The organism is Iodobacter ciconiae (assembly GCF_003952345.1).
Classification (GTDB): Bacteria; Pseudomonadota; Gammaproteobacteria; order Burkholderiales; family Chitinibacteraceae; genus Iodobacter; species Iodobacter ciconiae.
Map to the genome: position 1 here is coordinate 484245 of NZ_CP034433.1, position 13533 is coordinate 497777.

At 45.2% G+C, this 13533-nt stretch carries 10 protein-coding genes; 7 read left to right on the forward strand and 3 right to left on the reverse strand.

Features of this window, described 5'->3' with window-relative positions:
- The first annotated feature begins 333 nt into the window (after positions 1-333).
- Positions 334-2688 carry a response regulator gene (locus EJO50_RS02080; protein ID WP_125971351.1) on the forward strand — a complete coding sequence of 785 codons (2355 nt, stop codon included), beginning with the start codon at positions 334-336 and terminating at the stop codon, positions 2686-2688.
- Positions 2689-2723: 35 nt separating this feature from the next.
- A complete protein-coding gene (locus EJO50_RS02085) occupies positions 2724-3845 on the forward strand; it encodes a response regulator (protein WP_233702152.1) in 1122 nt (373 codons plus the stop codon).
- Positions 3846-3870: 25 nt separating this feature from the next.
- Here the strand turns inward: EJO50_RS02085 and EJO50_RS02090 are convergent, their stop codons facing one another.
- Both EJO50_RS02090 and EJO50_RS02095 read right to left on the reverse strand, forming a co-directional pair.
- Positions 3871-5172 (reverse strand): leucine-rich repeat-containing protein kinase family protein, encoded by a 1302-nt coding sequence (locus EJO50_RS02090; RefSeq protein ID WP_125971352.1) that lies wholly within the window; start codon positions 5170-5172, stop codon positions 3871-3873.
- Between the two features lie 307 nt (positions 5173-5479).
- On the reverse strand, positions 5480-7513 hold the full coding sequence (locus tag EJO50_RS02095) for a M3 family metallopeptidase (protein ID WP_125971353.1): 2034 nt from the start codon (positions 7511-7513) through the stop codon (positions 5480-5482).
- A gap of 231 nt (positions 7514-7744) precedes the next feature.
- Between EJO50_RS02095 and EJO50_RS02100 the strand changes: the two genes are divergently transcribed.
- Positions 7745-8278: a gamma carbonic anhydrase family protein gene (locus tag EJO50_RS02100; protein ID WP_125971354.1), complete on the forward strand. Its 534-nt coding sequence runs from the start codon at positions 7745-7747 to the stop codon at positions 8276-8278.
- Positions 8279-8315: 37 nt separating this feature from the next.
- Here the strand turns inward: EJO50_RS02100 and EJO50_RS02105 are convergent, their stop codons facing one another.
- Complete coding sequence (locus tag EJO50_RS02105) at positions 8316-9938, reverse strand: methyl-accepting chemotaxis protein (protein ID WP_125971355.1); 1623 nt, start codon at positions 9936-9938, stop codon at positions 8316-8318.
- Positions 9939-10237: 299 nt separating this feature from the next.
- Here EJO50_RS02105 and zapE point away from each other — a divergent pair, with 299 nt between their 5' ends.
- The 4 genes from zapE to EJO50_RS02125 all read left to right on the forward strand — a co-directional run bounded on the left by zapE (position 10238) and on the right by EJO50_RS02125 (position 13525).
- Complete coding sequence (gene zapE / locus EJO50_RS02110) at positions 10238-11389, forward strand: cell division protein ZapE (protein ID WP_125971356.1); 1152 nt, start codon at positions 10238-10240, stop codon at positions 11387-11389.
- A gap of 203 nt (positions 11390-11592) precedes the next feature.
- A complete protein-coding gene (locus tag EJO50_RS02115) occupies positions 11593-12552 on the forward strand; it encodes an NAD(P)H-quinone oxidoreductase (RefSeq protein WP_125971357.1) in 960 nt (319 codons plus the stop codon).
- Between the two features lie 225 nt (positions 12553-12777).
- Entirely contained in the window at positions 12778-13014 is a 237-nt protein-coding gene (locus tag EJO50_RS02120) for a hypothetical protein (RefSeq protein WP_125971358.1), read from the forward strand.
- Positions 13015-13102: 88 nt separating this feature from the next.
- Positions 13103-13525 carry a DUF411 domain-containing protein gene (locus EJO50_RS02125; protein WP_125971359.1) on the forward strand — a complete coding sequence of 141 codons (423 nt, stop codon included), beginning with the start codon at positions 13103-13105 and terminating at the stop codon, positions 13523-13525.
- Positions 13526-13533 lie beyond the last annotated feature (8 nt).

A 13533-nucleotide genomic window follows, 5' to 3' on the forward strand; every position in this document is an offset into this window, starting at 1 on the left:
AGACCCCCGTACTCGAAAGAGGCGGGGGTTTTGCTTTGCGTGCAAGAAAAGCAGAGCTTAGCCTGATTTGGTAAGGTGATTTAAATCTTACATATTCCAACTTTTCTGACTAATTAAGTTTCTTATTCTGATGAGCAATGCTATTTAGTTTTTATAGAAATTAGCCCAATTTGTATTTGTTTGTTCTTTTATATTTCAAAAAATGGCTGGTTTCAAATCCAGATTTATCTAAATTTTTGAACTAGAATTCATTGTGCCTGCATCTTACTGTAAGAGTGAGTGGTGTCTTATTGTCTTGGTGCTTATGTTAGAGGGTATTGGGAGGAGGATCTGATGAGTGTGGGGGGCTGCGTGCGAACTCAAATAAAATTACTTACGGATGGGGAGGCTCCATTAGAATTTCAGCAAAAACTGGCTGAGATTTCTGGTTTGTATCTTCGTGCCTTAGAAAAAAGTAAAGAGCAACAACAGGAAATAGATGCTAATTATAAGAGTATTTTAAATTTCTCGTCCGAGGCAATGCTGCTGATTAATGCTGAAGGACAAATTATCTGGGTAAATCAAGCGCTTGCAATTTTGTTTTCATCCACGCCGTTTTCTTTTCTAGGTGTGGATATTGAGCAGTTATTGGTAGAGGATGATAGAAAATTATTTCTGGAGCAGCTAGATAGTTTTATGCTTATGAGCGATGGTGGGCATCTTAGTGACGGGGCTATTTTTTCTTGGCAATATTTAAATTGTGAAATGTTTCGTGCTGAAATGTGTTTAAGTTTGCTTCCTTATCAGAGTGAAAATGGGCCAATTATCTGTTTATTAATTACTGCAAACCCTCTGGCTGGTGGTGTAATTAGAGAGCAGGGTCGAATTAAGAAAATATTAGATGAAACTTTGAAAATAAAGCGGGATTTTCTGGCGAATATCAGCCATGAAATTCGTACGCCGATGAATGCTATTATTGGCATGACTCATTTGGTATTAAAAACAGATTTGAACGTAAAGCAGCAGAATTATATTGAAGTTATTCAAAAATCGAGCGAGCATTTGTTAAGTATCATTAATGATATGTTTGATTTTTCCAGAATGGAAGAGGGGCAGCTTAAATTAGAGTTTTCAGCATTTCATTTGCAGTCTATTTTAGATAATGTACTTAATCGTTTAAGTGTTGAGGCAAGAGTAAAGGGTTTGGCTTTACTTTCTAGGTTTTCACCATCATTACCTGCTTCAGTAATGGGTGATGCAAAGCATTTAGAGAAAGTATTACTGCATCTGGTTGCAAATGCCGTGAAATTTACATCTCAAGGTCAGGTTGAATTAATTGTTGACCTTGAATCAGAAAGCCCTGATGGTGTAGTCGTGAAGTTCTCTATTTTAGATACGGGTGTTGGTATAAGTGATGAGCAGCAAGCGCAGTTATTTCAGGCATTTAGTCAGGCTGATACGTCTGCGACAAGAAAATTTGGTGGTTTAGGTTTAGGCTTGGTTATTGCAAAGCAATTAGTGAGTTTGATGCATGGCACAATTGGATTAATCAGTGAAGAAAAAAAAGGAAGCTGTTTCTGGTTTTGTGTTCCTTTAAAGAAAAATAAACAGGGTGATGTTCCTCTTGCTGTATTAAAGGATCAGCAACGTCACGCTTTAGTCAGCCGCCGTGGATCACGTATTTTATTGGTAGAAGATAATTCGTTAAATCAACAAGTGGCAAGTGAAATACTAATTGATGCAGAAATGCAAGTTACCGTGGTGAGTGATGGGCAGCAGGCGGTCAATATTGTAGAAAAAGAAGTCTTTGATTTGATTCTTATGGACATTCAAATGCCGGTTATGGATGGATGGAGTGCTACAAGAATAATACGTGCGGGTCGGTTTTTAAATGACATTCCTATCATTGCATTAACTGCATTGGCGATGAGTGATGATAAGAAAATGTGTAAGGAATCGGGCATGAGTGATCATTTACTTAAGCCAATAGATCCTGACTTATTAATCGAAAAACTGATTCAGTGGTTGCCGGAAGTGAAAGGAGAGCTGGCTCTGCCTGCCGTAAAAGTGGTCGCTGATGATAATTCTGTAATAGATGGGCTTCCATCTTTTATTGCTGGTTTAAATACAGATATTGGCCTTAAATATGCAATGGATAATCCGGTTTTTTATCGTCGTTTATTAATTAAAGTTTTAGATGAAATACCTAAAATTCAGTCAGGCTTAATGGATGCAATTGCGGCTAAAAATGGTATAGATGCCAAGCGGCATGCACATACTTTAAAGGGAATTGCAGCAACGATTGGGGCAGATACATTACAAAAAGTATCTGCAGATCTTGAGTTTTCACTGAGTAAAGGTGAGATTAATGAGTTGGTCCACAATACGTATCATGAGATTGCTCAGCCTATCAAGGAGCTACTTGATGGATTAAGGTCATTTTATTTTAATCAGGAATATGATAGTTCTCCAGCAGAACCTATTCAGTGGGGCAATGAGCTTTCTTTGGATTACGATGAAAAGAAAAAACTGTTTGAAAACTTGAAGGGTTTATTACAGGAGGGGGATGCTTCTGCTGCTGAGTTTTTTGAAGAAAATCAACAGGGATTTGAATGCTTATGGCGGGGGCGCAGTCATGACTTGTTAAGACTTATTAACCAGTTTGCATTTAATGATGCACTTGAGTGGATGAATAAGTTTCCGATTTGATTTAATGCAAAATGCTCAGGAAGTAAGGAGTAAATATGGAACAGCAGCATATGCCGGAAAACAGGTTAACAATTTTAGTTGTTGATGATACACCTGATAATTTAATGTTGCTTAATGGCCTGTTGAGGGATAAATATCGCGTTAAAGTAGCTAATCATGGTGAGGTTGCTTTACGTTTGGCGCTTACTGATCCACGGCCTGATCTTATTTTGCTGGATGTCATGATGCCGGATATGAATGGCTATGAGGTATGCGTAAAGCTAAAGGCGAATAAGGAAACTGAAGATATTCCAGTTGTTTTTCTTACTGCTAAAACGGCAATTGAAGATGAGGAAGAGGGGTTTTCTGTGGGGGGGGCAGATTATATTAGTAAGCCTATTATCTCTTCTATTTTGCTGGCACGAGTGCGGACACAGCTTGCATTAAAGGCCGCACAAGTATTTTTAAAAAATCAGAATCAATACCTGGAATATTTAGTTCAGGAAAGAACACGTGAACTGGCTCATTTGCAGCAGGCAACAATCTTGGCAATGGCCTCTTTAGCTGAAACACGTGATAACGAAACGGGTAAACATTTACGGCGGACACAGCACTTTGTGGCTTTGTTGGCTCTGGAGCTGGCGGAAAATCCTCGTTTTAGTAATGAATTAACATCAGCCAATATACAGTGGTTATATAAATCGGCACCAATGCATGATATTGGCAAGGTGGGTGTTCCTGATCATATTTTATTGAAGCCGGGTAAATTAACGGATGAAGAATTTAATTTAATGAAAATGCATACGGTTTACGGGCGGGATGTTATTACTTCGGTGGAGAGTTATTTAGGAACAAAAGAAGATAAGTTTTTACATTTTGCGCGTGAGATTGCTTATAGCCATCAGGAAAAATGGGATGGTAGTGGTTATCCTCAGGGACTAAAGGGAGAGGAGATTCCACTTTCTGCAAGGTTAATGGCCGTTGCTGATGTTTATGATGCTCTGGTTTCCAAACGGGTATATAAACCGGCTCTTTCACATGAAGAAGCAATTAGTATTATTGTAAAAGGCGCTGGGTCTCACTTTGATCCTACTGTTGTAGAAGCGTTATTACGAATTCAATGTTCTTTTCCTGATATTTCGGTTTTATTTTCAGATGATGAATCAGAGCATCATTAAGTTTGTGATGATTATTTTGCTTCTTTTATAGATTTTGCCGCTGGAGGATTAAAAGCATATTGTTTAATTGCTCTTTAATGGATGCAAACAAGGGTCTTTTACCCGGCTCTGGATGTGCACAGTCTATTTGTAATTGTTTTAATGCGTTTAAATTTGTGCTGTCTGTGTGGTTGATTAATTCTTCAAGTAGATAAGAAAATGCACGTACTTCTATATTCTGCAGTAATTTTTGTTCGATCGTATAGAAAGACGCTGCTCCAAAATCTCCCAGCTTTGTTTCACCTTCCCCGTTAATTAAAATATTGTGGGCATATAAATCGCCATGCAAAATGCCTGAGGAATGCAGGTGGGTTGCTGCATCTGCGATACTAAAAGCAATATTTAATGTAGTTTGTAATTTAAAACGTTGGTTTTTGGCGTAAATATCCCGTGTGCATGATCCAAGGTCAGGGGGCGCTGCCAAATTGTGAAAGCTTTTGTCAATAAATGGCATAAGCAGAGCTGCAGCATGATCGGGGTGATCTGTTATTTTGCCAATTGCGCCAATGAGATTAGTATGTTGCCCAGCAGCAATGCATGCGGCCATTTCACTTTGGGGCAGGCCATCACTGGTGAGCGTCCCTTTAAATATTTTGAGGGCAACAGGTAAATTATTGGCATGCTGCCAGTGTGCTTTAAAAATGACGCCAGAAGCCCCTTCGCCTAATTTTTCTTTGATGCTGAGATCTTGCCAGCAGATAGGCTGAGAATATTGCTCCTTGGTGGTTTGGCAGAATGGGTTGCCAGCAAAAGCCAGCCATGCCAGCTTGGGCAGGTTAAAGAGCCAGCCTGGTAAAGTTGAAAGCTGATTTGCAGAGATGCGAATCAGCTCCAGATTTTGACAAGCGGCCAGTGCTTCGGGCAAAGACTGTAGCTGATTACCGGCCAGCATTAGTTTTTGTAAAGCCTGGCACTGGCCTAGCTTTTCAGGTAACTGGCTGATTTGATTGTCTGTAAGGATTAGCCAGCGTAGCTCTGGTGGTAAAGCCGCTGCACTGATGGTTTGAATCTGATTGGCTTTAAATCCCACCATACTAAGCCTGCTGCAGTGCCCTAATGCTTCTGGCAGGTGATCGAATTGATTGTCTGAGCAAAAAATCACCTTCAAAAACTTAAGTTGAGGCAAATGCTCTGGTAGGCTGGAGAGTGCGTTTCCGGATAGATTCAGAATCTCTAGGGAGTCTGCCAGGGAGAAAATTTCTTCCGGGAACGTGGTAAGGCCACAAGATAAATCCAGCCGTTTAATGCCTTTGAGCTCACCTGAGCGAAGTTGTGAAAGTGTATGCATGCAAGGTAGCTGAGCTAGGGAAAGAGGGGATTATCCAGTAAAGGGCGGGGCACTGCAGTTAAAAATATACGGGAGTTTTGTTGCGGGTGATAAGCAGTATGGGCATTACAGCATGAATGATGAACTAAAAATAAAGCCGCTGTCTGCAAAAAATATGCGAGGGCAGGGAAAGAATGGGATATTTCTCCTGGGTTTTTAAAGGCAAATTGCGGGATGGGTAAAACAGTTTAATTCTACCCATGGGAAAGGCTCATATAAGTACTGATTTTTCCGCATGGGCACAAAATCGTGCCCACCCTTGCGGTGTTTAATTCAAACCATTATGCCTCAGTAAAGCCGCCACTTCTGGTTTGCGGCCTCGAAAGGCCATGAAGGAGTCGATCGCCGGGCGGCTGCCACCCATAGCGAGCACTTCTTTTCTGAAGCGTGCGCCGGTGGTGGGGTCCAGAATCGATTTGCCTGTAGCGGCGGCTTCTTCAAAGGCAGAATAGGCATCGGCAGACAGCACTTCTGCCCATTTATAGCTGTAATAACCTGCTGCATAGCCACCGGCAAAGATATGGCTAAAGGTATTAAACCAGCGGTTATAGCTTGGGGCGAGCGGGGTTTCGAATTCAGCCACCAGCGCGGCATTTTGTGCGGCAGCATCGATGACATCGGTGCTGGCGTGCAGCTCCATATCAAATAGCGAGAGCAAGACCTGGCGCACCATGGCGCTGCCGCTCATAAAGTTTTTGGCTGCCAGCATTTTGTCGAACAGCCCGCGTGGCAAGGCTGTACCGCTGTCTACATGGCGGGTCAGATCAGGCAAGACCTGCCATTCCCAGCAGAAGTTTTCCATAAACTGGCTAGGTAATTCCACCGCATCCCATTCCACGCCATTGATGCCGGATACGCCGGATTCATCCACCTCGGTTAAGAGGTGATGCAGGGCATGGCCAAATTCGTGGAAGAGGGTGATCACATCGTCATGCGTCAAGAGCGCCGGTTTGCCATCTACACCGGCAGAGAAATTACAGACCACCAGGGCAACAGGGTTTTGTAAGTCATCGCCTTTGCGATTGCGGCTGAGTACATCGTTCATCCATGCGCCGCCTTGTTTGCCGGTGCGTGCATAGAGGTCCAGATACAAGCCTCCCACGGCACTGCCATCAAGGTTTTGCAGGGCGTAGTAGTTGACATCCGGATGCCACACTGGCGCGCTGGCTTTAACAAAGCGCAGGCTGTACAAGGATTCAATTACTTTAAAGAGGCCAGATAAAACGGTTGGCTCGGTAAAGTAAGCTTTGACTTCCTGGGCCGAAAACGCATATTTGGCTTCGGATAATTTCTCGGCTGCAAAGCCGTAATCCCAAACGGCCAGCTCGTCTAAGCCGAGATGCTCTTTAGCGAATGCTTTTAATTCTGTGCGATCTTTGGCGGCAAAAGGCTTGGCACCGTGGCCCAGATTACGCAGAAAGGCGGCGACTTCAGCAGGTGTATCAGCCATTTTGGTGGCCAGCGATTCTTCGCCATAATTATTAAAACCCAGTAACTGAGCCGCTTCAAGGCGTAAGGCATGAATACGTTTAATCAGCGGGCCGTTATCGCGCTCTGCCGGGCCAAATTCTGAGGCACGGGTGGCATTGGCGTGATACACCGTTTCGCGCAGTTTACGGTTGCCACAGAACTGCATCACCGGGCCCTGGCTAGGCTGCTTTAGGGTGACTTTGTAGCCGCTTTTCCCATCGGTGGTCGCAGCGGATTTGGCGGCAGACAGCCAGTCTTGCGGTAAGCCACCCAGCTCTGTGATGTCCTCGATATAAAGGCTCCACTCGTCGGTGGCATCCATCACGTTCTGGCCAAATTTAACTGTTAGCTCGGATAACTCTTCGGCGATTTCGGCAAAGCGCTGTTTTTGCGCCTGGGGCAGCTCAGCGCCGCTCAGGCGAAAATCCCTGAGCGTGTCTTCAATAATGGTTTTTCTGGCGGCGTTGTAGCTGGCAAATTGGCTGCTTGCAGCAATTAGTTTGTATTGCGCGTACAGAAGTTCGTTCTGGCCTAGCTCGGTATAAAAATTGGAGATGCGCGCAATATTAGCATTGTAAACTTCACGCAGCTCAGGCGTGGTGACAACACTTTCTAAATGCGCAATTACCCCCCAGGCCAAACCAAGTTTTTCCAGAGCAGCATCCAGAGGCTCTACAAAGTTCGCCCACGTTGGGTTGTTTACTTTTTCTGCCGCACTAACGGCGGCTGCTGAGCTGGCCAGTAGCGTATCAAGAGCCGGATTTATGTGCTCTGGTTTAACACCGGGGTAATCAGGCAATTTACCGCTCAGATTGAGGAGTGGATTAGTCATTTAAGCAGACTCGCATAAAGTGGGGTGGGGGTTTGCTGAGTAGATGAGAGCGATTCGCCTTTATTTCAAGGCATCATAAGATGTTTGCCTCGTATTTACTGATCATGCACGGTCAAATTCATGCTTTGCTTTTCAGGCCAGAGTCTGTGGGCCTGAGTGTCTCTTCATGATTAATTGTAAATATATTGTAGGTGATCACTTACAATAAGCTTTTTTCAGGGGATACAAATTATGGCAATTGGCCTGTTTGAGGGTATTAAGCCCGAAGTTAAACCGGGTGCATGGGCACACGATTCGGCGCAAGTGATTGGCGACGTGGTGCTGGGTGAAAACGCCTCGGTGTGGCCGGGTGCAGTCATTCGTGGAGATGTAAATGCCATTCGTATCGGTAAAGACAGTAATGTGCAAGATTGCGCTGTTTTACATGTCTCCCATAAGCGTCCTGATGATCCTGAAGGCGCGCCGCTGGTGATTGGCGAGCGGGTCACGATTGGGCATGGGGTGATGCTGCATGGCTGTACCATTGGCAATGAATGCCTGATCGGTATGGGTACTATTGTGCTGGACAGAGTGGTGATTGAAGAGCGGGTGATGATCGGGGCCGGGTCACTGGTGCCGCCAAACCGCCGCCTTGAATCGGGCTGGCTGTATATGGGCCGCCCGGCAGAGAAAAAACGTTTACTTAATGAAGCAGAACTGGCCAATTTTAATTATTCTGCGGCACATTATGTGCGGCTGATGGCCAAATACCGGGATGCAAAGTAAGTAGCAGCAGGGGGGAGGATCACTCACCCCGTGCAGATTAGCTCAAACGAAAGCGTGTTACAGAAGCGGTTAGCTGCTTGGCCATACCATCAAGATCCATAATTGATGAGCTCATGCTGCGCACTGCTACAGCATTTTCTTCTGTCATTTGGGCGATTCTTTCCACGCTGAGTGCCAGCTCGCGTGCTGCGGCGCGTTGTTCCTGCATTTGGTTTGTGATGCTGCTAACAGACCCTATTACATGATGGCTGCTGTTGTTAATTTTCAGAATGCTTTCTCGTGCCTGATTGGTAAGAGTGAGCCCGTCGTCTACGCGTTGGTGGCCGTTTTGCATGCTGTCAATGGCCTCGTGTGCACCTTGTTGAATGGCGCTGACCATGGTGGTGATTTGTGCTGCAGATGATGTGGTCCGCTCGGCCAGTTTTCTAACTTCATCGGCTACTACCGCAAAGCCGCGTCCCTGCTCTCCCGCCCTGGCCGCTTCAATGGCGGCATTCAGTGCCAGCAAGTTGGTTTGGTCTGCGACCTCACGAATCACCACTACAATGCTGCCAATTTCTTCAATTTGCTTGCCTAAGTATTCGATTTTCTTGGAAGCGCTGCCTACCTCGGTGGCAATTTGCTCCATTTCTTTGGCTGCTGCCTGTACATCGTTGCTGCCTGATTCGGCTAAAGAGCCTGCGCTATGGGCCTGGTTGCCAACTTCTTCGGTGTTGGACGCCACCCTGTCCATGCTGGTGCTCATTTCTTCTACCGCGGCAGCCATTGAGCTGGCCGAGGAGGTTTGCTGGTCGGTGCTGGCAGAAACTTGCTGTGATGCGGATGCCAGTTCTCTGGCCGTAGATGAAACAGATTGAGCATTATTGGTCATCATTTGAATAATGCCACCTAAGCTGCTTTGCATCTCTTTAATATCATTTTGTAAATGGCCAATTTCATCTTTATATATAATGATATTTTTCCAGTTATAGGAAAGATCGCCAGCAGCTATTTGCTTGGCTACTTCGGCTGCTTGTAATAAAGGCTTAGTAATTAAATTGGCTGTATATAAAGCAATAATTATCCCCAGTATCAGTACTGCCAGGCTGGCAGAAATAATGACATTTTTTGCTGATGTATAATTTTCATAGGCAGCATTTTTACCTTGTTGCATGAGCCCTTCCTGAAAAGAGGTTAATTCGTGTAAGGCATTGATATAGGTATTGTTATTGGGAGCAACCTGAGTTTTAATAAATGGCCATGCTGCATTATGGTCATCAGCAATTTTTAAAAATTCATCGAGTTTTGTATCAAGAACGTCCCCTGTTTGGCTAACTATCTGGAACAATTCTTTACCCTTTGAGGTATTCAGCCTTTTTTCTAAATCGAGTAATTTGTTTTTGGTTTTATTTCTATTGTCATTCAGGATGCCGATTGCTTTGGCATTGTCTTCTTTGTCTGTGGATAGGGCGATATTACGAACTTGCCTGCCACTATCTAAAGTAAGAAGCATTAATTCATTGGAAATGGCTATTTTTGGGTAACGATCATCCATTAAATCTACTATTGTATCATCAATTTCTCTCATGTTTTTTAAGCTAAGGAAGGCCATAAATCCCAGGAGGATTAAAATCATAGCAAAGCCGAGAAACAGTTTGTTTTTTACGCGCATATTATTCATCACAAAATCCTTTTGCCAAAGCAATGGTGATACTATTTATTGAACACCTGCTTCATAAATATTAAAAGCGGATAACCGTTGTGTTGTAGCGCTTAAAGTGTTTATAGGAGATTTGTAAGCCGTAAACACAGGAAAACAAGCTGCGTTTATCAGTTTGCCCTGTCGAGCGGCATTTATTTTTTGTGTTTGAGCTTTGTTTATCAAGTAGTGAAAAGAAACTATGTTTTAAATACAGAATCAAATAGCCAAATAGTGTGTGGGCCTTATAATCTAGGCTTATTCTATGACAGGTTTTAGTAATGTCCCAACATGTAATTGCTCCTCCCACGCAAGGAACCAGCCCTAAGGCTTGGTATCAGGGCCTCAGTGCCAGCCCCGGTTTTATTGCCGATCCGGCACAGGCTGAAGCTATTGATAAGCTGGATGCGCTTTATCATCAGCTTGTGCAATTTAAAACCAAGCGTAGCCGGCTGTTTGGCAAATCACTTCTGCCGCAGCCTGATTTGCCGCGTGGCTTGTATTTCTGGGGCGGAGTGGGGCGAGGGAAAAGTTTTCTAATGGATGCATTTTATGCAGCCCTTCCATATAAGCGTAAGAAAAGGCTGCATTTTCATCAGTTTATGCAAGAAGTTCATCATGAGTTGCGTCAGCTAAAAAGTGAAACAGACCCGCTGGCGGCAGTGGCCAGTAAAATTGCTAAAGCGGTGCGCGTGCTGTGCTTTGATGAGTTCCATGTTTCCGATATTGCTGATGCCATGATTTTAGGCCGTTTGATGGAGCATTTATTTAAGCGTGGTGTGGTGCTGGTTACCACATCCAATTACCCGCCGGATGGGCTGTATCCACATGGCTTGCAGCGTAATAATTTTCTGCCAACCATTGCCTTGCTTAACCGCACGCTGGGTGTGTTTAATCTGGATGGCGGCAATGATTACCGTATGCGCACGCTGACCCAGGCCAGAACTTACCTTTCACCCAATACTGCGGAAAGTGCGGCAGAATTGGACCGCCTGTTTTCTGCGATAGCGACCAGTAAAGACAGCTCGCCACAGCTAAAAATTGAAGGCCGTACTATTAAAGCCAGGCGGGTGGCTGCGGGTGTGGTGTGGTTTGATTTTTTTGCAATTTGTGGCGATGCACGCGGCCAGGCTGATTATTTGCAAATTGCGCACACCTATCACACGGTGCTCGTGTCTGATATCCCCAGGCTTGCAAGCAGTCAGTCTGCTGAAGCACGGCGTTTTACCTGGCTTGTGGATGTGTTTTATGATCATCGTGTAAAACTGATTATCTCGGCGCAAGCCGCCGTGGACGAGTTGTATCAGGAAGGCATGCAAGCCAGCGAATTTTTTCGCACGGCCAGCCGTTTAACCGAAATGCAGGCTGAGCAATATCTGGCGCTGCCGCACCAGTCGATTGCGACCCAGCTGACCGGAATTAGCGAGACTTAATATTTTAAAAGACAGGGCTTATTTTAAAGTGGCCAGTCTCTTTGTGCTCCCGGGCCTTAAGATTTGGCTTCTGATGTCGCTGGAACTTGGTTTCTGGAGTGAAAAACTGACAGGCCGTTGGCGGTTGATTTTCAGGCTTTCGTCACCATTTCGGAAAGAGAAATGATTGATCTCTACTTTTTCACCTTACTAAGCAGGTTGCCATGCGCGCTGTAATTCAAGAAAAACAAACTTTATTGCTGGGAGAAGCTGCATTGCCAAAAGTGGCTGCCGGGCAATTGTTAGTTCGTGTGCACGCCGCAGGAATTAACCGTGCTGACCTGGCTCAAGCCGCAGGCCGCTATCCGCCACCGGCAGGGGATTCGGATATTCTGGGTCTGGAGGTGGCGGGAGTCGTGGTTGGGCTGGGCGAGGGCGTGGCTGATTTTGTTGTGGGCGATGAGGTACTTGGGCTGGTGAGGGGCGGGGCTTATGCCGAATTTTGCCTGCTGGAATCCATGCTTGCGATTAAAAAGCCAGCGAATCTGTCTTTTACCGATGCAGCCAGCCTGCCCGAAGTGTGGATGACGGCATGGCTTAATCTGGTTGAAATTGGCAAGCTGCAAGCTGGCCAGCGGGTGCTGATCCATGCAGGGGCCAGTGGCGTGGGAGCGGCCAGTATTCAGCTAGCCAAATACCTGGGGGCCTGGGTGGCTGCGACTGCAGGCGGAGCCAGGAAAACTGAATTTTGCCGCCAGCTGGGAGCTGATCTGGTGGTGGATTACCAGCAGCAGGATTTTGCCGTAGTGGTCAAAGAAGCGGGTGGAGTGGATTTGATTCTGGATGGCGTGGGCGGAGATTATCTGGCTAAAAATCAGGCTTGCCTGAATACTGACGGGCAAATTGTATTGATTGGCTTATTAAGAGGAGTGAGCACAGACATTAATCTGGGGCAGCTCTTAATGAAGCGCCAGCGACTGACCGGCTCCACCCTGCGCGCTCAGCCGTTAAAAGTAAAAGCACAAGTAGCTGCAGCATTAAGGGATAAAATCTTACCTGCTTTAAATACCGAGCAATTAAAAATAACTGTAGATTGCAGTTTTAATTGGGAAGACACGGCGGCTGCCCATCAATACATAGCAGAGAATAAAAATATTGGCAAAGTGTTGCTGCAGGTTTTTTAAACACAAATGTCAGCAGCAAAATTTAATTGTCAAAATATTTGCAGCTGAAGCTGAGCCTGTGGAAGATATCGAGTCCCAAATTAACAGAATTGCTGCCTGTAACTTTTTAGGCGAGCGATCAAACCTTGCAGTGATACAATTGGTTTCATGAAAAAAGTGTGGCTTTTCTTTTTGTTGGTGTCAGTCTTGGCCTTGAATACGGCCATGGCGGGGTGGGTTGCGCCTATGCCTAGCAAAGCTTGCCACACGATGCAGATGTCTACTGCCGAAAAATGCCATATAGATAAATCGCCATTGATGGCTGATTGCCTGCAATCCTGCCTGAGTCATTACCCTGGGTTTCCTGTTGTTTTAAGTTTTTCTAAACCGCTTACCATGCAGCCCGTGTTTAATCGCGTGGCGGCGCAGCTATTGCCTGATCCCTCCCTTGATTCTCCCGATAAACCACCGCAATTGGCCTGATTCAGGCCCAAACTGTATCTCTACTTTTTGAAATATTCTTGCTTTGGCCAGCGGCTTTGTCGCGGCTGGTTGATCGGGTGATCTTGTCATGAAAAAATTATTATTTATCTTTGCTTTAACACTATTGGCGCAGCCTGCAATGGCGGCGATTAATGCCACTTTGTATAAAAGCCCGACTTGTGGCTGCTGCGATGAGTATGTGAAATATCTGGAAAAAAATGGCTTTAAAGTCAATGCCATCAATAGCAGCGATATGTCGGCTGTGAGTAAGCAGTTTGGCTCGTCCAATCTGGCCAGCTGCCACACTACCCGCATCGCTCATTACACGGTAGAAGGCCATGTACCTGTGGCTGCAATTCAAAAGCTGCTGCGTGCAAAACCGGCTATTGTTGGAATTAGCGCACCCGGTATGCCACAAAATTCACCAGGTATGGGGCCGGAAGTTAAAGGCACTTTAAAGATTTATCAACTGGGCAATGCCGCTGAGCCTAAATTATTTTCTGTCGAATAGGGTGTAAA

Bases quoted from the DNA above. Each gene is read 5' to 3' on its own strand.
- EJO50_RS02080 (WP_125971351.1), top strand. From the start codon at position 334: ATGAGTGTGGGGGGCTGCGTGCGAACTCAAATAAAATTACTTACGGAT.
- EJO50_RS02085 (WP_233702152.1), top strand. From the start codon at position 2,724: ATGGAACAGCAGCATATGCCGGAAAACAGGTTAACAATTTTAGTTGTT.
- EJO50_RS02090 (WP_125971352.1), bottom strand. From the start codon at position 5,172: ATGCATACACTTTCACAACTTCGCTCAGGTGAGCTCAAAGGCATTAAA.
- EJO50_RS02095 (WP_125971353.1), bottom strand. From the start codon at position 7,513: ATGACTAATCCACTCCTCAATCTGAGCGGTAAATTGCCTGATTACCCC.
- EJO50_RS02100 (WP_125971354.1), top strand. From the start codon at position 7,745: ATGGCAATTGGCCTGTTTGAGGGTATTAAGCCCGAAGTTAAACCGGGT.
- EJO50_RS02105 (WP_125971355.1), bottom strand. From the start codon at position 9,938: ATGAATAATATGCGCGTAAAAAACAAACTGTTTCTCGGCTTTGCTATG.
- zapE (WP_125971356.1), top strand. From the start codon at position 10,238: ATGTCCCAACATGTAATTGCTCCTCCCACGCAAGGAACCAGCCCTAAG.
- EJO50_RS02115 (WP_125971357.1), top strand. From the start codon at position 11,593: ATGCGCGCTGTAATTCAAGAAAAACAAACTTTATTGCTGGGAGAAGCT.
- EJO50_RS02120 (WP_125971358.1), top strand. From the start codon at position 12,778: ATGCCTAGCAAAGCTTGCCACACGATGCAGATGTCTACTGCCGAAAAA.
- EJO50_RS02125 (WP_125971359.1), top strand. From the start codon at position 13,103: ATGAAAAAATTATTATTTATCTTTGCTTTAACACTATTGGCGCAGCCT.